Annotated in this window: 15 protein-coding genes; 8 read left to right on the top strand and 7 right to left on the bottom strand. The window is 49.7% G+C overall.

Annotated features, from left to right (window positions below):
* Positions 1-4 precede the first annotated feature (4 nt).
* The 4 genes from tssC (F566_RS0123905) to tssA form a co-directional block, all read right to left on the bottom strand.
* On the bottom strand, positions 5-1,504 hold the full coding sequence (tssC, locus tag F566_RS0123905; RefSeq protein ID WP_020409560.1) for a type VI secretion system contractile sheath large subunit: 1,500 nt from the start codon (positions 1,502-1,504) through the stop codon (positions 5-7).
* A gap of 94 nt (positions 1,505-1,598) precedes the next feature.
* Positions 1,599-3,089, bottom strand: coding sequence for a type VI secretion system contractile sheath large subunit (gene tssC / locus F566_RS0123900; RefSeq protein WP_020409559.1), 1,491 nt, complete (start codon positions 3,087-3,089; stop codon positions 1,599-1,601).
* Positions 3,089-3,622 (bottom strand): type VI secretion system contractile sheath small subunit, encoded by a 534-nt coding sequence (gene tssB, locus F566_RS0123895; RefSeq protein WP_020409558.1) that lies wholly within the window; start codon positions 3,620-3,622, stop codon positions 3,089-3,091. Before tssB ends, tssC (F566_RS0123900) begins: the two co-directional genes overlap by 1 nt.
* Before the next feature lie 190 nt (positions 3,623-3,812).
* Entirely contained in the window at positions 3,813-5,069 is a 1,257-nt protein-coding gene (tssA, locus tag F566_RS0123890) for a type VI secretion system protein TssA (protein WP_020409557.1), read from the bottom strand.
* Between the two features lie 406 nt (positions 5,070-5,475).
* Here tssA and F566_RS0123885 point away from each other — a divergent pair, with 406 nt between their 5' ends.
* From F566_RS0123885 to F566_RS0123865, 4 genes are all read left to right on the top strand, one after another.
* Complete coding sequence (locus F566_RS0123885) at positions 5,476-6,327, top strand: alpha/beta fold hydrolase (RefSeq protein WP_157497045.1); 852 nt, start codon at positions 5,476-5,478, stop codon at positions 6,325-6,327.
* Between the two features lie 323 nt (positions 6,328-6,650).
* Complete coding sequence (locus tag F566_RS0123880) at positions 6,651-8,546, top strand: caspase family protein (protein WP_157497043.1); 1,896 nt, start codon at positions 6,651-6,653, stop codon at positions 8,544-8,546.
* Between the two features lie 212 nt (positions 8,547-8,758).
* The gene (locus F566_RS0123870; RefSeq protein ID WP_020409553.1) at positions 8,759-10,315 is read left to right on the top strand and encodes a serine/threonine protein kinase; all 1,557 of its coding nucleotides are present in this window, start codon (positions 8,759-8,761) and stop codon (positions 10,313-10,315) included.
* Positions 10,312-11,145: an SDR family NAD(P)-dependent oxidoreductase gene (locus tag F566_RS0123865; RefSeq protein WP_020409552.1), complete on the top strand. Its 834-nt coding sequence runs from the start codon at positions 10,312-10,314 to the stop codon at positions 11,143-11,145. Before F566_RS0123870 ends, F566_RS0123865 begins: the two co-directional genes overlap by 4 nt.
* A gap of 36 nt (positions 11,146-11,181) precedes the next feature.
* On the opposite strand, the gene F566_RS0123860 is transcribed toward F566_RS0123865, so the two are convergent.
* Positions 11,182-12,558 (bottom strand): DUF1329 domain-containing protein, encoded by a 1,377-nt coding sequence (locus tag F566_RS0123860; RefSeq protein ID WP_020409551.1) that lies wholly within the window; start codon positions 12,556-12,558, stop codon positions 11,182-11,184.
* Positions 12,559-12,869: 311 nt separating this feature from the next.
* Between F566_RS0123860 and F566_RS0123855 the strand changes: the two genes are divergently transcribed.
* Together F566_RS0123855 and F566_RS0123850 are read left to right on the top strand one after the other, a co-directional pair.
* Positions 12,870-13,325, top strand: a complete 456-nt coding sequence (locus F566_RS0123855) for a DUF6586 family protein (protein WP_020409550.1) — start codon at positions 12,870-12,872, stop codon at positions 13,323-13,325.
* Between the two features lie 97 nt (positions 13,326-13,422).
* Positions 13,423-13,674, top strand: coding sequence for a hypothetical protein (locus F566_RS0123850; protein ID WP_020409549.1), 252 nt, complete (start codon positions 13,423-13,425; stop codon positions 13,672-13,674).
* Positions 13,675-13,737: 63 nt separating this feature from the next.
* On the opposite strand, the gene lexA is transcribed toward F566_RS0123850, so the two are convergent.
* Positions 13,738-14,334, bottom strand: coding sequence for a transcriptional repressor LexA (gene lexA, locus F566_RS0123845; RefSeq protein WP_026180279.1), 597 nt, complete (start codon positions 14,332-14,334; stop codon positions 13,738-13,740).
* Between the two features lie 487 nt (positions 14,335-14,821).
* Between lexA and F566_RS0123840 the strand changes: the two genes are divergently transcribed.
* Positions 14,822-16,072 (top strand): hypothetical protein, encoded by a 1,251-nt coding sequence (locus tag F566_RS0123840; RefSeq protein WP_020409548.1) that lies wholly within the window; start codon positions 14,822-14,824, stop codon positions 16,070-16,072.
* Positions 16,073-16,155: 83 nt separating this feature from the next.
* Here F566_RS0123840 and F566_RS0123835 read toward each other — a convergent pair whose 3' ends face one another.
* Positions 16,156-16,437: an acylphosphatase gene (locus F566_RS0123835; protein ID WP_020409547.1), complete on the bottom strand. Its 282-nt coding sequence runs from the start codon at positions 16,435-16,437 to the stop codon at positions 16,156-16,158.
* 151 nt (positions 16,438-16,588) lie between these two features.
* Here F566_RS0123835 and F566_RS0123830 point away from each other — a divergent pair, with 151 nt between their 5' ends.
* Positions 16,589-17,308, top strand: a complete 720-nt coding sequence (locus tag F566_RS0123830) for a glutamine amidotransferase (RefSeq protein ID WP_033416815.1) — start codon at positions 16,589-16,591, stop codon at positions 17,306-17,308.
* Positions 17,309-17,367 lie beyond the last annotated feature (59 nt).

Raw genomic sequence — 17,367 nt, 5'->3', positions numbered from 1 at the left:
GCGATCAGTTGGCCGCTGTCACTTCGGTTGTCAGGTGCAGCTCAGAGACCAATCTGTCCGCCTGATAATGAGGCCGCAGGTAGATCGCTGTAGCAAAGGATCCTGGTTTGTCCGGGATTTCCTTTACGGTGACGGACGCTTCTCTTAACGGGTGACGGGCCTGTAGGTACCAGTCGGAATCCTCTTGGGAGGTAACGTATTGGGAAAGCCAGGACTGCAATTGCCGTTGGCATTCTTCCGCACGTCGTACCGACCCTATCATATCCCGTGTCATGACTTTGATATAGTGGGCAAAACGGGAGCCACAAAGTACATGTTGAAGCAGGGAAGACAAACGGGCGTTGGTGGTGGCGCGCTTGTCCTGGTACTGTTTTGGGTTGTGTATTGTGGGAGTGCTGTAGAACACGCCCATCGGAACGTCGTAACACTGACATAAGGCAATAAATCCCAGTTCGCTCAGTGCTCGCTCTCTTTCATCTGAAAATACGCATTCCACAACCGGTTTGTAGGCAATGTTTTTGGCGTCAGTATCAAAACTGTCAACAATCATGCTGTCCACTGTGCCGCCTGCCTGATGGTCCCGCAACAGTCCGCGGATGTGTGAGAACCAGCCGACGTCGGTAAATTCCCGGACCAATACTTTTGCCAACGCGAAATTGGCATAACCCCATAAGTAGTTGCTTTCGGTGGCCAGTGCTTCCCGTTCAGAGAACATAATGCCGCCATGAGGCGTGACTGTCAGTTCATAGGGGCTGCGCATCAGAACCCTGGGAAGGGTGATGCCAAGGAAGCGGGTGTCCGGGTGCTCGCGCAGTCGATTCCATTCAATATAGTCCGACTCGGCAAATAGCTGCTTGAGATTGATGGGGTAACCCATTCGCTCAAAGTTTTCCATTTCAAACAGCTGTGGGGCAGCGTTGACGAGGATTGGTGAGAAAGCGGCAGCAGCGATCTCTGACAAGTGTTCCAGTGTAGGGATGTCGTTGAACCGGTGACCTTCGTAGGGCTTATGGGAAACCTCAAAATCCGCGATAACCACCCCATAGGGCTCACCCCCGGGCTTGTCGTATTCTTCACTGTAGATTTTTTGGAACAGCTGACTTTGGTCGAATTCGATGGCTCGGTTGACGTCCTTGGTGATCTCTGCCCAGGAGATATCCAATACCCGGACCTTGACCATTTTGCGGCCGGTGGAAAAGGACACGAGGTCAAAAAGGCTTCTCCAGGCGCGTTCGATGTCCTGGTACTTTCGATGATGAATGATGTGGTTCAGCTGTCGGATAATGAGTTGATCTATCTGTGCGACCGCACGCTGCAGCCAGAGCGTCAGGAGATCCGGGTCCAGAGGAATCTGGGTACCTTCTCCGGAATATCGTTGTATCAGTGCCTGCGGAAGTTGGATCAGGCTGAGAATTTTTTTCAGGCGACGCAATTCAGAAGCAGAAAAATCCTGCCCTGTCATTGATGTGGTCTTGGGCTTGGATGGCTTTGCATTTGCCTGCATACAATCAGCATATATCAAAATTTCAGTATGGTGAGTTCAGAAAAGCAAAGAGTCGACAATCCAGTGGATTGCCGACTCCTGTAAATAACAGAAATCAGCCGCCTTTGGGAATTTCTGCTACCAGGCGCAGGGAGGAAGTCAGTTCTTCCATCTGCAGCCATGGTCTCAGGTGCGCAACGGCACTGTAAGAACCAGGAGCTTCTGGGTTTTCTTTTACTTCCACTTTGGCTTCTGCCAGAGGGAACTTCGCTTTCATTTCCGGGCTGGCGTCTGGATTGCTGTTGGTGTACGTATTGATCCAGTTGTTCAGCCAGCGCTCAGCATCCTGGGCTTCCATGAAGGAGCCGATCTTGTCGCGCGCCATGACTTTCAGGTAGTGGGCGATCCGAGAGGTTGCCATGATGTAAGGCAGACGAGCAGAGATCGCAGCATTCGCAGTAGCGTCGGCTTTGTCATATTTCTTCGGCTTCTGTGCAGTTTGTGAGCCGAAGAAGACCGCGTAGTCTGTGTTCTTGTAGTGCAGCAACGGCAGGAAGCCTTGCTTGGAGAGTTCAAACTCGCGACGCTCAGTAATGCCAACTTCTGTTGGGCATTTCTGATCAACGTCACCATCATCGCTGACGAACAGGTGAGAAGGCAGGCCGGTCACTTTACCGCCGTTTTCAGCGCCGCGGATTGCGACACACCAGCCGTGCTGAGCGAAGGCCTGAGTCAGGGTGGTACCCATGACATAAGCGGCATTCATCCAGGTGAACTGGTCGTGTTCCACTTTGGCAGATTTACCAGTCTTGGGATCAATTGGCAGCTCTTCGTAGTTGAACTCTTCGACAGACTTGCCGTTCATGCCGTAAGGCATACGGGAAAGAACACGAGGCATTACCAGAGTGACAAAGCGAGAGTCTTCGGAATCTCTGAAACTTCTCCAGGGAATGTATTCCTGAGTTTCAAAGATTTTCTCAAGATCCCTGGGCGTCGAAAGTTCGGTGAAATCGTCAAAGCCGAACATCTGTGAGCCTGCAGCAGAGATGAATGGGCAGAAGCCTGCAGCACTGACGCCTGCCATGTTCTGGAGCAGCTCGATATCTTCCGGATGGTTGGAGAATTCGAAGTCCCCGATCAGGGTGCCATAGGGCTCACCACCGGCAGTACCGAACTCTGCTTCGTAAACTTTCTTGAAAATCTGGCTTTGGTCGAATTCAACTGCTTTATCCAGATCTTTGTAAAGCTCGCGCTTGCTGATGTTCAGCATGCGAATTTTCAGGCTGGCGCTGGTTTCGGAGTTCATGACCAAGTGATGCATGCCACGCCAGGAGCCTTCCAGTTTCTGGAACTTCTCATCGTGCATGATGGAAGCCAGTTGTTTTGACATCAGCTCATCAATTTGTTGAATAGCTTTGTTAATGGTGACGGTCAGGTTGCGATCCCATGTCACCATGCCAGCGCCGGCCTGCTTGGCCAGGTTGGCAATCAAGTCCTGTGCCTGTTCGGGAGCAGTCTGTTTAGTGGCGGTAATCGCCATATCCAACAAACTGCCGGCTTCCTCTTCTCCGGCTGCTCCTTGGCTTTCTAATTCTGCATCGCTCATCAGGCGTCTCCTCCATCATCTTCTTGTTTCGGGCTGCGTTCTTCTACTTCTTTACTCAATACTGCCATTTTGTCGGCATCTGATAGTACTTTTTCAAGCAGGCCTTCCAGCTCTTCGGAGCGGTCTGCCTTGCTCAGCAGGTCACGCAGACGGTTGCGCGCTTCCAGTAGTTCGTTCAATGCAGGGACCTGTTTTACCAGATTCTGTGGTTCAAAATCCTCAATCGAGTTGAACTCAAGATTGACGGCAACTTGCTTGTCTGGATCATCGGAAGTTTCGTCTTTGACTTTCAGGTCAAGAGTAGGGGCGACCTTTTCCATGATCTCATTAAAGTTGTCACGGTCAATATTGACGAACTTGCGTTCTTTCAGTGATTTCTTTGCAGCTTGATTGTCACCGGAGTAATCACCCATGACGCCAACGACAAAAGGAAGTTCCTTTTTAACTTCGGCACCGCCGGTTTCTACATCATAAGTAATATGTACGCGAGGTTTGCGCACCCGATTCAATTTGTCCTGTAGGCTGTCAGACATTTCTGCCTCCCCTCTGTATAGTGATCGTTGGATACGAGCTGGGTTCATTATTGTATGCCTCCAGCAACACCAAGGTTAGGGTGCTATTGGCATAAGTACCCGTTAAATGCGTTAAAAGTTTCAGGAATCCCTCAATGCAGACTAAAAACTCCGGAAATCTTAGTTAAATCTGATATTTTGGTCATCAGCTTTAGAATCCACTATGCGGATCACTGTCTGAGCCCCACCCGGATTCGCCGGATGATTCCTGTGGCGAAGCAGATGGCGTTGGAGCCGGTGCTGTCGGTTTGGCTGTTTGTGCCAATTGACCCACTGGAGTGGCGTCCTCACCAATCTGTATTCCAGTCATAAGAGCATAGTGCATTCGGGCGCCCTCGTCAGGTATTAACTCTCTCAAAAGGTCCTGCAGAGAGAGTTTGGCCCAGTTAGCTGTTCTTTCAATGGCTCCGCATAAAGGAGAGTGGGGTTCCGTTGTGCGGAAAAAGTTTGCGATGACCAGTAAGTGGTTAATGGCATCCTCCCTGTTCCTGATCGGGCCGGTGGCAACTGCCGTTCCGCCGGTGTGCGCCATCACAGCAGCTCCTGAATTAGGGGTGGTAGTCTCTTCGTTTGCTTCCTGATCCGGATCCTGACTGGCTAGTTTACTTCTAAGCAGTTGCCTGTAAAGGTCTTTCACTTCTTCCAGTGCATTTCTGATGCCGCTGACCGGCAAGGTCACGTCGCTGGCGTCGGCATCCCGGCACTTCTGGTCAACCACTTCGGCCAGCTCGGCCCAGATTGTCATTGTGGCGTCGATATCCGCAATATAGTTCTCTGCTGAGACCGGGTCCACCATATTGACCTGCTGATGAACCACTTCTTCGCTGAGTCCAAGATCCTGTATTTTGGCCGCTCTTTCATCCAGGTCGTTGATCTGCATGGCTTCCTGCAGTCTTCCGTGGGATGTCAGGCTGATCTGGGGGTCGTTGTCCGGAAACAGAGGGGCATTCTTTATTGGCAGAATAAGCGTTCCCGTTCCGTCTTCACCGTTCAGTGAAATCAGGGGGTAGACTCGGGTTTCCATGCCATCTTCGTCAGGCTGGGGGTGCATGTCGTCCCAGAAATTGTCCACCAGCTCTTTGATGAGTTGAAATCCATCGCGTAGCCCAACAAAGCCGTTGAGTTTCAGTAATGCCTCTGTCAGCCATGCAGCGACTTCCAGATCTTTGGCACCTTTCTTCAGGATGGTGGGCCCCAGACGCCGGATTTCCCGCCATTGTTCCAGAAGTTCTGATTCTACGTTGGGGTCAAATCTGGCTGCTTTAGCCAGCGAGACAATTTTGCGGCGGGCAGTTTTGACCGCAGAATAGTCTTTGTCGCTGTTTTCCCGCAGGTCGGGTCCTGCTGGGCTGTCTTCTGATATGGGTTTGAGAAATTGCTCGATTTCTATTACTGGTTCAGATGCCATATTGCACGGGCCTCCGGGTCCTTAAGGCTTGGGTGATTTCTTTCTGAGGTGTTTTGGCTGTAGGGGAAATTGGTCCTGGAAGCCTGCATGTGGATTAGTATAACCTACTAAAAATCATAAAAATTTATACTGATAAAGCTGATCATGCAACCATTGGTCGTGGTCTTCATCTGATTTCCTGCCAAAGACCCCTTCGCGGTGTGGCCTCCTGATCAGGCGACAGTCGCTTGCCGTTATGGGGGTTTGCCTGACGGAAGATCAAGTCACTCTATGCGGGCCTGCAAAAATGACGGCAGGCGGGAAATCGACATGCAACCACTTGGGAATCAGATCATTGTCTGAAAGAAGAATAGCAGAGTTCAGGATCTTCTCTAGTTACCGATTCATAATCTGGTTAGGACTTATATTGCCCGGCATAACCGGCTGTCAGATTACACCATCCTCCTTGGAGCAATTCGAAGAGAGCTCCACACTGTATCGGGGAAATTATTTTGAGCATCGGGTGTCGCAGAAGGCGACGGCAGAGTCCCAAATGTCAAATACCCTGATCATTGTCATTGAAGGTGATGGGCAGCCCTGGACAGGCTCCGGGCGTCTTGCATTGGATCCTACTTCTGGCGACCCATTGATGCTGAAATGGTTTCAGCAATGGCAGGGGACTGCGTTGTATGTGGGGAGGCCCTGTTATTACGGGGCCAGAGCTGTTTCGCCCCCGCCCCCCCCTGTAGAGATTCGAACGACATTTAAGCTGGCTGGCTGTGCCCCCTATTGGTTTACATTAGGCCGGTACAGTGAGCCGGTTGTTGCCAGTCTGGCTGAAGTTATTGAGGCGTCGATAGCAGAGCTGGAAGCGGATGTCAGTTCAGGCAGTTCAAAGGTTTCGGTGATACTGCTGGGGCATAGCGGCGGAGGTACCTTATCCATGTTATTGGCAGCTCGTTTAACCCGTGTTGTCGGCGTTATAACGCTTGCAGGGAATCTTGATGTATCCCGCTGGCAGAGGGGGCATGGCTATACACCGCTAATCGGGTCTCTGGACCCGGCTGAGTTGGCGGTATTACCGGATCGGATCAGGCAACTGCATGTGGCGGCCTCTGAGGACGAAGAAGTTCACCCTGACTGGATTCGGGAAGAGGCTGAGCGCCAGAGAGCGCGCTATCAAGTGTGGAAGGGGAAGCACAGAGAAGGATGGGAAGCGTTATGGCCGGAGCTGAATCGGTTGGTTGCCGACATGGTAGAAGGGGGAGGCGGTGACTAATGGTTGACTTGATTGTAAATGGCGTTTTGTTTGATTGTTGAGTGGTTATTACGAATTCTTACAAAGCTTAACCAGATAAATTACGGTTTTGAGAGCTGGTCAGCGCTTTACGGGGTAACAGTTACATTTTCCATGGGCCAGATAGCTGTTTCGTGACTAAACTTTAAACAGTTGCGCCGGCGCTGCGGTAATAACACAGTCAAGCTTAAGAGTATTCTGCTTTATTTGTTGCTATCAGGCGTGAGTTAATAGTTGAGTTAATAAATAGGGCCCGATTTCAATTTCAGGATGAGCCTGGATCAAATTCAAAATGGTGGATGTCCATGCAGTTTGTGAAAGATCTTAATAGGCCTGTAGTACTGCAGGCCGATGATGCCAATAAGGCAACCAATGAAAGCAACCGATTCCGAACCGCCGCGCTGGTGGTTGGACTTTTTGGTTTGTCAGCCTGTTCAGGGCCGGCTGTCCAGGAAGCCCCGGGAGAAGGAGAAAACGCGGACGACCTGATGGTGGTCGACTGTCTTTTGCCTGGTCAGGTTCGTCAACTGGGAGCGAGTGCCAGGTTTTTGACTGCACGTAGGCCGATTAAAACCACGGCATCTGATTGTGCTATCAGGGGAGGTGAATACACCGCCTTTGACCGGGCAGATTATGCAACGGCGCTCAAGGTATGGTTGGATCAGGCCAAGACCGGAGATCCGGAAGCGCAGACCTACGTTGGTGAGATTTACGAGAAAGGTTTAGGGCTGACTCCGGATTATGAAGTCGCAGCGATTTGGTACAAAAGAGCCGCCCAGCAAAATTTCACTCGCGCCCAGATCAATCTGGGTAACTTGTACGAAAAGGGGCTTGGAGTTAAGAAGGATCCGATTCAGGCGCTGAACTGGTATCGCAAAGCCTCCGGGCTGAATAGCGATAACTTGCAGTACGCTTCAACCATTATTGCCAATGAGGTGTTGCAGTCGGAGCTGTCCTCATTGCAGGGGAAGGTTTCTGAACTTGAAACCACTCAGCAGCAGACAAAAGCGGAACTTGAGCGGGCACGTAAAGAAGCTGCGGAGCTGGCCGGTCAGCAGGAGCAGCAAAATGAGCTGGCCCTGATGACTGCTGATTCCATGGTGCCGCCACCGGCGATTCAGATACTGGATCCCCCAATATCGCTGACCCGTAGTGGACCTACAGCCCTGCTGAGAAGTGCTGTGAGTACCAAAGAGGTTATCGGTAAGGTGGAAAGCTCTATCGGTGTAAGAAACTTCAGTGTCAATGGTCAGCCGGTTGAGTTGGATGAGTACAATCTGTTCTTCGTCTCAATACCTGTTACCGGATCACGCACCAATGTCAGTTTGCGGGCTGAGGATATCGAGGAGCAGCAGGTTGGCTTTGAATTTACCATGTTCCTGGATCAGAACGCGCCGGTGAAATCCAAACGCATCAGCTTTAATGCGGCAACTCAGGCACCTGAATTCGATGGTGTCAGCTTTGGTCGCTATTATGCGCTGGTCATCGGCAATCAGGACTATCAGCATTACACTGATCTGGAAACGCCGGAGAACGATGCCAGACAAATTGCTGAGTTGCTCAGTCAGCGTTATGGGTTTACCACGCAACTTGTGTTGAATGCCAATCGTTATGAAATTCTGTCAGCACTGAATGATCTTAGAGAGAAGCTCACCGAGAAGGATAATCTGTTGATCTACTATGCCGGTCATGGTGAGCTGGATGCAGAAAACGATCGTGGATACTGGTTGCCAGTCGATGCGGAGCCAGGTAATACGGCAAACTGGTTGTCCAATGTCTCTATTTCTGACCAGTTGAACACCCTGCAGGCCAAGCATGTCATGGTCGTGGCGGACTCCTGTTATGCCGGTACACTGTCCACCGCTTCAGTTGCTCGTCAGGGAGCGCTGACCAGTGATGAGGTTCAGAAAGAATGGATAGAGGTTATGCAGGAAGTGAAGGCTCGGACGGTGATGACCTCTGGAGGTGTTCGTCCGGTGTTGGATAGTGGTGGCGGCACTCACTCAGTGTTTGCGCGCTCTTTCATCGAAGCGCTCAATGGCAATAGTGCATTGCTTGATGGTAACCGCTTATTCCTGTCGGTTCTGGGGGATGTGCGTAAGCGCTCAAAAGAGCTGGGGCTGGAGCAGATTCCTGATTACGGTGCAATCAAATATGCTGGTCATGAAGCAGGGGAGTTCTTCTTCGTACCTGCATCCTGATTCCAGTAAGGTATGAGCAGCAAAAAGGCCTGGCAGTGTTTCTGTCAGGCCTTTTTTTGTTGGGTTGGAGTATTTTTTGATCGGGCTGTATTTGTGACCGGATTCGAGGTGCGGCTGATGAACGCACCCATAGGGCTGGCTCAATAGAGACATTCATATACAATGAGTGATGATAATATAGATTGATGCCAGAGTAAGGACTTCAACACCTCATGTCAGACACCCAGATTTTTGAACCGGAGACCTCGGGAACGCGCTCATTCGGAAAGTACAAAGTTGTGAAGGAGCTGGGCCGCGGGGCTATGGGCGTTGTATATCAATGTTTTGATCCTGATTTCGAACGTACGGTTGCCGTAAAAATCCTGTCTCCGGAGTTGCTCAGTCATGACACCAGTGGTGAGTACAGGCAGCGTTTTAAAAATGAGATGAAGGCTGCCGGGCGCCTCTCACACCCCAATGTAATTAATGTCTATGATGCGGGAGAGCAGGATGGGGTTCCGTATTTTGTCATGGAATACGTAGACGGCATCGAGCTAAAGGAAGCGCTGGATAGTGGGGAGAGGTTTGAGTTGTCCAGGACCATGAGGATCATGAAAGACATCCTCAGTGGTCTGAAATATATCCATGAACACGGTATCACCCATCGGGATCTGAAGCCCGCTAATATCTTTATCACCCGGAATGGTACCGCGAAAATTACGGATTTCGGGATTGCCAAACTTGAAAGCTCTGAACTGACCAGAGTGGGCACCATTATCGGTTCCCCCCGGTATATGTCTCCTGAGCAATGTCAGGGGCTGCCCGTTGATAATCGGAGTGATCTGTTTTCTGCCGGAATTATTTTGTATCAACTGTTGACCAATGAACATTGCTTTGATGCCAACAGTCCGACGGCCATCATGCAAAAAATTATTCATTCGACGCCTGAAGCGCCTTCAGTATTAATTCCTACAATGCCAAAGCCCTATGACAAAGTGGTGTTTCGGGCACTGGAAAAATTTCAGGACAAGCGCTTCCAGGATGCCGGGGAGTTTATTGCAGCACTTGAGCAAGCTGCTGCGGGGAAGGTTGCAGGAGGGCCAAGCAGGGTTCCCAAATTGGTGGGAGCTTCTGCGGGCGTGTTAATGGGAGCTGTTGCGGCCATCTTTTTATTGCCACAGATTCTGGATAATCAATCTGACCCCTTGGTAAGCGGTTCGAATGCGGCTCAAAATCTTGGGGCAGCCTCGACGGATGAGTCGACAACCTCAGCGCAGGCAGATCAGATTAAAAACTCCACACCAGAAACTGAAAATGCTGACAATTCTGCTGGCGTGGCTTCAGGCAATAATGTGACATCTGGCGGGAGTGAAGACTCTGAAACGCCTGGAGCCGAAACGTCGCAAACCACTGTTTCGGTTGTTGAAACATCAGGCTCGATAGCAGAAAACAACAGCCCTGATGCGGGCCATTCTGGCTCGGATCTGGAGCCGGAACTGGCGGCAAAGGTTGATAAACTTCTGCGAGTGGCCAAAGTCCATCAGTTGCAGGGAAGGTTGGTGACGCCTTCCGGCTCAAGTGCTTATGATGCCTATCGTATTGTGCTGGACATTGATCCGGATAATGTTCAAGCGGTTGCCGGTATGGAATCTCTTGAGCGGACCCTGATCACCAGGATTCAGGAGCTCAGGCAAAATGGGAATACGGATCTGGCTCACAATCAGGCAGTAGCTGGTGCTAAAGTGTTTCCGGAAAATGAAGAGTTGGTGCGTATGGCGGCCGCGCAATGAGAACGGAAGCGGGGCTGAAGGGTAAAGTCGTCGTCATTACTGGTGCTGGATCCGGCATTGGGGCAGCTCTGGCGCAGATTTGTTTGGCCTCGGGTGCGACTGTGGCCTTGTCCGATATTCGCACAGAGAAAGCGTCTGAAATACTGGAAGCTTCAGGAGAGTTGGGGTCTGTTGATAACCTGGACGTCAGTTGCCGTGATGAGGTGTTTTCCTACATCAAGCGCATCGAAAAGCAGTTTGGCCACATCGAACTCATGATTAACAATGCCGGCGTGGCGTTGTCCGCTACAGTGGCTGAAATGTCCATTGAGGATTTTCAGTGGGTGATGGATATCAATTTCTGGGGGGTCGTTCATGGTACTCAGGCTGTACTGCCCGGGATGTTGGCTAGAAATGCCGGAACCATTGTGAACCTTTCCAGTCTGTTTGGTTTGATCGGTGTGCCGACTCAATCAGCCTATAATGCCAGCAAGTTTGCTGTTCGTGGATTTACTGAGTCGCTCCGGTGTGAATTGGCGGGAACCAGGGTGAAGACGCTTTGTGTACACCCCGGCGGCATAAAAACCAATATTGCGCGCAATTCCCGGTTTTGTTCGGGGATCGATGGAGGGCAGGATAAGAACAAAGCGGTGGCAGAATTCGATCGTGTAGCGAGGGTGTCTCCTGAGAAAGCTGCGCAACAGATTATTGATGCTGTCAGCAAAGGAAGGGATCGTCTTCTTATCGGTTCTGATGCCAAAGTGATGGATCTGATGCAGCGTGGGTTTCCAGTAGGATATAGTCGAATGCTGCGTTCTCTGATCAGTTTTGGGAAACCCAAAGCCCGATAGCATTCACATGCTGCGACCGGGCTTGGAAAGTGTACGCTATCTTTTCGCTTCGCGGCGGACCGCAGAAGTGGAGAAGTCATTTAGTCGGAAGCCCGGCTTGAAGTCATAAGGATCAGGTACTTCATTGTCGAGGCCTTCCACCAGGTAACGCTCACTTTGCAGGTCGTAAACGACCTCAAGTGCGGTCCATACCAATGGTTGGTCATAGTAATTCATTGCATGGCCTTCCTGTACCCGCCACAGCTTGCCATCGCTGTCATATTCTTCAGTGACAAGGACTTGCCAGGAGTCTTCATCCAAGTAGAGTCTGCGTTTTGAGTAGATGTGTTGAATACCCACGCGCAGAGTGCCTTCTACGATCCATACCCGGTGCAGTTCGTACCTGGGTAGGTCCTGATTGATATGGTTGGCCTTGATAATTGTGTCGTATTTAATGTTTTTGTCATTCAGTCGGTAGGAGTTGTAGGGAACATACATCTCTTTTTTGCCGACAATTTTCCACTCGTACTGATCGGGAGCGCCGTTGAACATATCATATTGGTCGGTGGTTCTGAGGCCGTCAGTGTTGGGTAGATCTGAGTCGTAGGCCAGGCTGGGTGAGCGGCGCAGGCGTCTTTGTCCGGAGAAGTACTGCCAGGCTTTACGTGGCGAGCTGACCTGGTCGATAGATTCGTGAACCAGACTGATATTTCCTGCCTGCTTGGGAGGGGATAGCGTGAGCACCTTTAAGTAGAAGAACTTATTTTCAAGCTTGCGTGCGTCAAGCTCTTCCTGAGCATAAATGAAGATGATGTCGCGCTCGGTCATAATCGGTGTGTATGACCCTCCTGAAGTGACCGCAGCGTAGCCTGTCCTGGAGGATATGGCGTCTCCCCGATAGCGCAGGACATGATTCCAGAGAATTTCCTCGGCAGATTGGGGGATTGGAAACGGGCTGGAGACGGAGCCGTTTCTGACGCCTGCGCCCAAGGGTAGTAGCTCGGCTTCAGAAGCATTTTTCCTGATAGCCTTGTAAATATCCTTAGAATAGGAGGCGCTACGCCGAGTGGGGTAGATGCTCATTTTATAGGTCGACGGGTATTTTTCGAATAGCGTTTTATGAGCGCCCGTCAGTTTGTCCTGCAGTTGTTTGTAATTCTGTGCATCGATGGTCATTTGAACAGGATCGCTGCTGTAAGGGTCAACATAATTGCCACCAGGGGTATAGTCCGCGGGTGGTTTAGTGATGCCTCCTGTCCATGGAGGTATGGTGCCCTCAACATTTCCACCTCGTTCCCCTCCCGTGGGTGTCAAAATTGCGTCAAGCTTCTTGATTTCCTGATCAGGAATCTTTGCAAGTGCAGAGGAAGATCCGACTCCCAATGAAATAGAAAGTGCTAGGGAGGATACACAAATTTTCAGGTTGGCATTCATAGTTGTGGTATACGCTCGCGCATTATTAGGTATTATCGATTACTCAAAGTGTGAATAAGCGTTCGAATATTAGCTTTTAACATTACCTTAGTTGAATCGGCTATTTGTGCAAATTTGTAACGTTTTCGAAAAAAGTTGTGAATTGTCATCTATTTTGTGAGGTCGGGAAAGCCGTGGTGGGGCTAAATGTTTCCCAGGAAAAAACGATATAAAATCTGTATGATGAAGGAAGTCTTATATTCGCTGACGAGCGAAGTTCGTCGGTTTTGTCTTAACCAATCGAAGTTATCTTTAGCAAGGTAGACTCCATATTGAGCTGGTCATCTTACGTCAATGAGAATCTTTACTTTGCCCGTTTGCAATTGGATTCTTCGAGCAGCGAGCCTTTCAGGCCAAGGCAAATAGCGGCAGAAACGGCTGCGGTTTTATTTCTTGAGAGGGCTTATTACGGCTTCTTGAATGAGTTGGCTCATAAGAGAAAGATTAAGGAAACTGTCAATAATCTGGAAGACCTAGAGCGACACTTGGAGCTGGAGTCTGCGGAAGTCCGGGCGCTTAAAGCGTTGAAATCTGATAACGGGTGGCTCGAATATCTGCTTAAGCTTGTTGCTTTAAGTCGTCAGCCGCGAGCCGAATTATCTCAACAGGGAGAATTGGGGCTAATTGCCGTGAGTTCAGGGGAAGGGGCATCTCTAAATCTTTGCCAGCTCCACGCATTGATGAAGCAGACGATTGAAGAATTGCGTGAGACAAGCACCGAGTGGTGAAGCTATAAAAACTTCAAGGTGTTTGAAATTAAATATTACAAGGTGAATCGATTACCCGGTGATTCACGTAACATATTTGGAAATGTTGGAGAAACGAATGTCTACAGGTAGTTATTTTGAAATCGTTCAGCTGGCAAATGGGGATTTTGCACTACAACCTGCCGGCGAAAGTAGCAGCGAGCATCTGGTTAAAATAAGTTTTGGGGCAGATGCGAAGGCTTTTCTTGCAGACAAGGATGTGGATGTCGCGCATGCAATGATCAAGGCTGCGATTAAAGTGGTAGGGAACATGCGTGAAGAAGCTAAGCTGAAGTCTTCTTTGGAAACTCCGTCTAAAACGATCCATTGAAAGTCTGAACGAGAAAATGAAAGGGAAATTTATTTCCCTTTCATTTTCTCGTAATGTCTAAGATCAGCGTCTGATAATCCCCACGCCAAGACCTTCTATTTCAAATGGCTCTGATCCGGCATCAACCTCAATAGGGGTAAACTCATCGTTCTCTGGTAGTAATACCACTTTCCCTTTTTGTTTCTGGAATCTTTTTACCGTCACTTCATCCCCGATTCTTGCCACAACAATCTGGCCATTGTGAACATCGGTTGTTTTGTGTACTGCCAGTAGGTCGCCATCCAGAATGCCTGCGTCCTTCATGCTTAATCCCTTAACCCGCAGAAAGTAATCTACTGAAGGAGTGAAGAAGCTGTTGGGCACCTGGCAATAATCTTCGATGTTTTCCTGAGCCAGAATCGGATAACCTGCTGCTACCTGACCAACAATGGGGATGCCATCGAACTCAGGTTCTGGCAACCGTATACCTCTGGAGGCTCCGGGTACCATTTCTATGGCCCCTTTTTTGGCCAGGGCTTTCAAGTGTTCTTCTGCGGCATTGGCGGAGCGGAATCCCAGCTTGCTGGCAATTTCTGCGCGGGTGGGCGGGTAACCGGTTTCTCCAATGTGTTCCTTTATCAGGTTGAGGACTTGTTCCTGGCGTTTGGTCAGCTTTATCACGTTATCTCCCAAGGTCTGCAGGTATTGTTTACTGCATGAATATCCATGGCTGTTAATGTATACAGTATGAGCTTTCTGATGTAAAGCTAGTCCGCTGAAATTCTAGTGTTTTTATTGTCTGGCATGCCGTTTTTGATGGTTGCATAACCAAGTCTTTGGATTTGTTATGAGAAAAATCGGTCTTTGGTAACAAAGATATCATTGAATATTGTTGCGGGGGACTGTCAATTCTATCCCGGATTGCCTATATTTATAGGCACCTCAAAGAGTTGGGCGTAGGTCCTGATTCTATTTAAGAAGATTGTAATGGAAGCTTATAAAAAGCATTGCCGACACTGGTGATGCAGGATAAAAGTTGACGGATAAGTGTCGTTGGTCTCGATTGATTGGCACTTGCGCCAGCTATAGTGGCGCTATGGTATTCCGACGGTATTCCTGAGCTTCCAGAGAACTGTTCTATTAACATCCCTGAAAAGAGTTATATCCAATGCGGTCCGCCCTGCTAGCCACAAGTTTTTCTGTCCTTTCGTTTGTCTCCTCCCAGTCACTGGCAATTGATTTTATTTCCCAGTTTGGTCTGGAAGGTCGTTATTTTGTGGAAGAAGGAGATGCAGGGCAGAAACAGGAAAATGGATCTGTGTGGGCTCGTCCAGAGCTTTACTATGAATGGAATGATGGTTATGACCGTCTAACCTTTATCGGCTACTACAGGCACGATGAAAACGATGATGAAAGGACCCATGGCGATGTACGAGAAGCCAACTGGTTACACATCGGTGATTACTGGGAAACACGAATAGGTGTCGGGAAAGTGTTCTGGGGGGTGACAGAGTCTCAGCACTTGGTGGATGTTATCAATCAGACCGATTTGGTGGAAAGTCCCGATGGGGAGGAAAAACTGGGTCAGCCGATGTTTAAGTTTTCCACCGCGCAGGATCAGGTGGTTCTGGATTTCTTTGTATTGCCGTATTTTCGGGAGCGAAACTATCCCGGTGTCGAGGGGCGTCTTGGGGTGCCATTTGAAGTAGATATGGATCATGCCCGGTATGAGGCGGATGAAGAGGAGTCACACCCGGACATAGCCGTCAGATACGCCATCATCGGTGATGACTTCGAAGTGTCTCTGTCGCACTTTTCCGGGACCAGTCGGGAACCCAATCTGGTTTTTAATCAAGATCTGGCCAACCCCAAGCTTGTACCGGTTTATCCACTGATCGAGCAGACTGGTCTGGTCATGCAGTACATCATGGAAGGGTGGCTGTTTAAATTCGAGGGAATTGTCAGATCCGGCTTTGCCAATTCTCAGGGCGATGAAGAGCGTTATGGTGCTGTCACTGCCGGCTTTGAATATACTCAGGTTGGTGTTTTCGGTTCAGATGCGGATCTGGGGTGGCTGTTGGAAGGGCTCTGGGATGAGCGGGGAGATGAAGCTACGACTTTTCTGGAGCGAGATATTTTTCTGGGCTGGCGCTGGGCTTTTAACGATATCAATTCCACCGAGATCCTGATGGGAGCCATTTACGACCCGGAAACAAATGAGCAGTTGTACAGCATTGAGGCCAGTCGCCGGCTATTTGATATTTTTACTGTCAATATGGAAGTTCGTGCTTTTGAAGGTGGCGATCCCTTGCCGACGGCCACAGTTGAACGACTCCAGGCCTTGTCGGATCCGGACAATAAGACAGGTGCACTGCAGAATGAAGATTACGTCCAGTTGGAAATGGTGTATTACTTCTAGTGATGCAAGTCAGATAGCTTTGGTGGTCTAATTCAAAAGGGGAGTCTGATGAGGCTCCCCACCTGTTGGAAATATTCCTGGTCCTATCCCGTCGTAAAGCCCTCTGGAGTGTTATCGTTCCCGCTGTATTCGCTGATCAACACCTCGTTGACAATGGCCTGCTCAGGTCCTTCATGAAGCCATTCGATCAGTTTTTCAATAGCTTCCGGCGTACCATGAGCATGGACTTCTACCCGTCCGTCTGAAAGATTGACGGCACTCCCGGAAATACCGAGAGCTTGCGCGGTTTGCTTGGTTGACTGCCGAAACCAGACTCCCTGTACCTTCCCAGATATCACGGCGTGAATGGATTTCCTTTCTGTCATGCTGATTCTCCAGAAAATTGATATTCCTGATTTTTCTTTTCCTTATTTTTACTACAGACATGATCAGGTATCCACTGGGATACGTAACCCAATTACTCGGGGACGGAACTTGTTTCCATTGTTCTCTGTTAATCAATACAGGATTGAGGGAGTGTCTGAGCCAAACCTGCTTTTGGTGCTATGCGGTGATACCTTTCCGGCGATACGTGAAAGCCATGGAGATTTTGAATTATGGTTTACCCGTGCGCTGAAAGGTCTTGGCTTGCGTGTGGTGACCTGGAATGCTCACCAGCATCATGATATGCCTGATATTTCCTTTGCTGGGGTGGTTTTGTCAGGCTCCCCAGCTATGGTGACCGATCGCGCGGGATGGTCGATTGCCCTGGCTGACTGGATATTGGAGTGTGTTGAGTTGAATATTCCGGTGCTGGGCGTGTGCTATGGCCATCAATTGCTGGCAGACGCCTTGGGTGGAGAGGTGGATTTTCACCCGGGTGGACGCGAAATTGGAAGTCTGTTGATGTCCTGCACTCAGGAGGCTGGCAATGATCCATTGTTCAGGCACATGCCTCGAAGTTTCTATGCTCAGTTAAGTCATGCGCAATCTGTGCTGACCTTGCCCCCAGATGCGGTCCTGTTGGCCAGTGGCAGTCGTGTTCGTTGTCAGGCCTTTCGTTATGGCCGGTCTGTTTGGGGTGTCCAGTTTCATCCTGAATTTAATCGGGCAGTGATGGCGGCCTATCTGGATAATTACCAGAGGGAAATATCCCAGGCACAATTAAAGGAGATCAGGGAACATTTGCATGATTGTCCCGATGCTGAAAAAATTCTGGTGCGTTTTGCAGATTTCTGTCTTGGTCACAAGAGCTGATTGTCAATCCTGGTCTTTGTTGAAGGCAAATGTATTTGCTGTGAGCGCACATGGGCGCT

This window comes from Hahella ganghwensis DSM 17046 (assembly GCF_000376785.1).
In the GTDB taxonomy this organism is placed as follows: domain Bacteria; phylum Pseudomonadota; class Gammaproteobacteria; order Pseudomonadales; family Oleiphilaceae; genus Hahella; species Hahella ganghwensis.
Note: the sequence above shows the minus strand (reverse complement) of the source record. Positions and strands in the feature narration are given on the sequence as shown.

Excerpts from the sequence above, each read along its gene's own strand:
- tssB (WP_020409558.1), bottom strand. The coding sequence starts at position 3,622 with ATGTCTGACAGCCTACAGGACAAATTGAATCGGGTGCGCAAACCTCGC.
- F566_RS0123865 (WP_020409552.1), top strand. The coding sequence starts at position 10,312 with ATGAGAACGGAAGCGGGGCTGAAGGGTAAAGTCGTCGTCATTACTGGT.
- tssC (WP_020409560.1), bottom strand. The coding sequence starts at position 1,504 with ATGCAGGCAAATGCAAAGCCATCCAAGCCCAAGACCACATCAATGACA.
- F566_RS0123880 (WP_157497043.1), top strand. The coding sequence starts at position 6,651 with ATGCAGTTTGTGAAAGATCTTAATAGGCCTGTAGTACTGCAGGCCGAT.
- F566_RS0123870 (WP_020409553.1), top strand. The coding sequence starts at position 8,759 with ATGTCAGACACCCAGATTTTTGAACCGGAGACCTCGGGAACGCGCTCA.
- F566_RS0123840 (WP_020409548.1), top strand. The coding sequence starts at position 14,822 with ATGCGGTCCGCCCTGCTAGCCACAAGTTTTTCTGTCCTTTCGTTTGTC.
- tssA (WP_020409557.1), bottom strand. The coding sequence starts at position 5,069 with ATGGCATCTGAACCAGTAATAGAAATCGAGCAATTTCTCAAACCCATA.
- F566_RS0123860 (WP_020409551.1), bottom strand. The coding sequence starts at position 12,558 with ATGAATGCCAACCTGAAAATTTGTGTATCCTCCCTAGCACTTTCTATT.
- F566_RS0123835 (WP_020409547.1), bottom strand. The coding sequence starts at position 16,437 with ATGACAGAAAGGAAATCCATTCACGCCGTGATATCTGGGAAGGTACAG.
- F566_RS0123850 (WP_020409549.1), top strand. The coding sequence starts at position 13,423 with ATGTCTACAGGTAGTTATTTTGAAATCGTTCAGCTGGCAAATGGGGAT.
- tssC (WP_020409559.1), bottom strand. The coding sequence starts at position 3,089 with ATGAGCGATGCAGAATTAGAAAGCCAAGGAGCAGCCGGAGAAGAGGAA.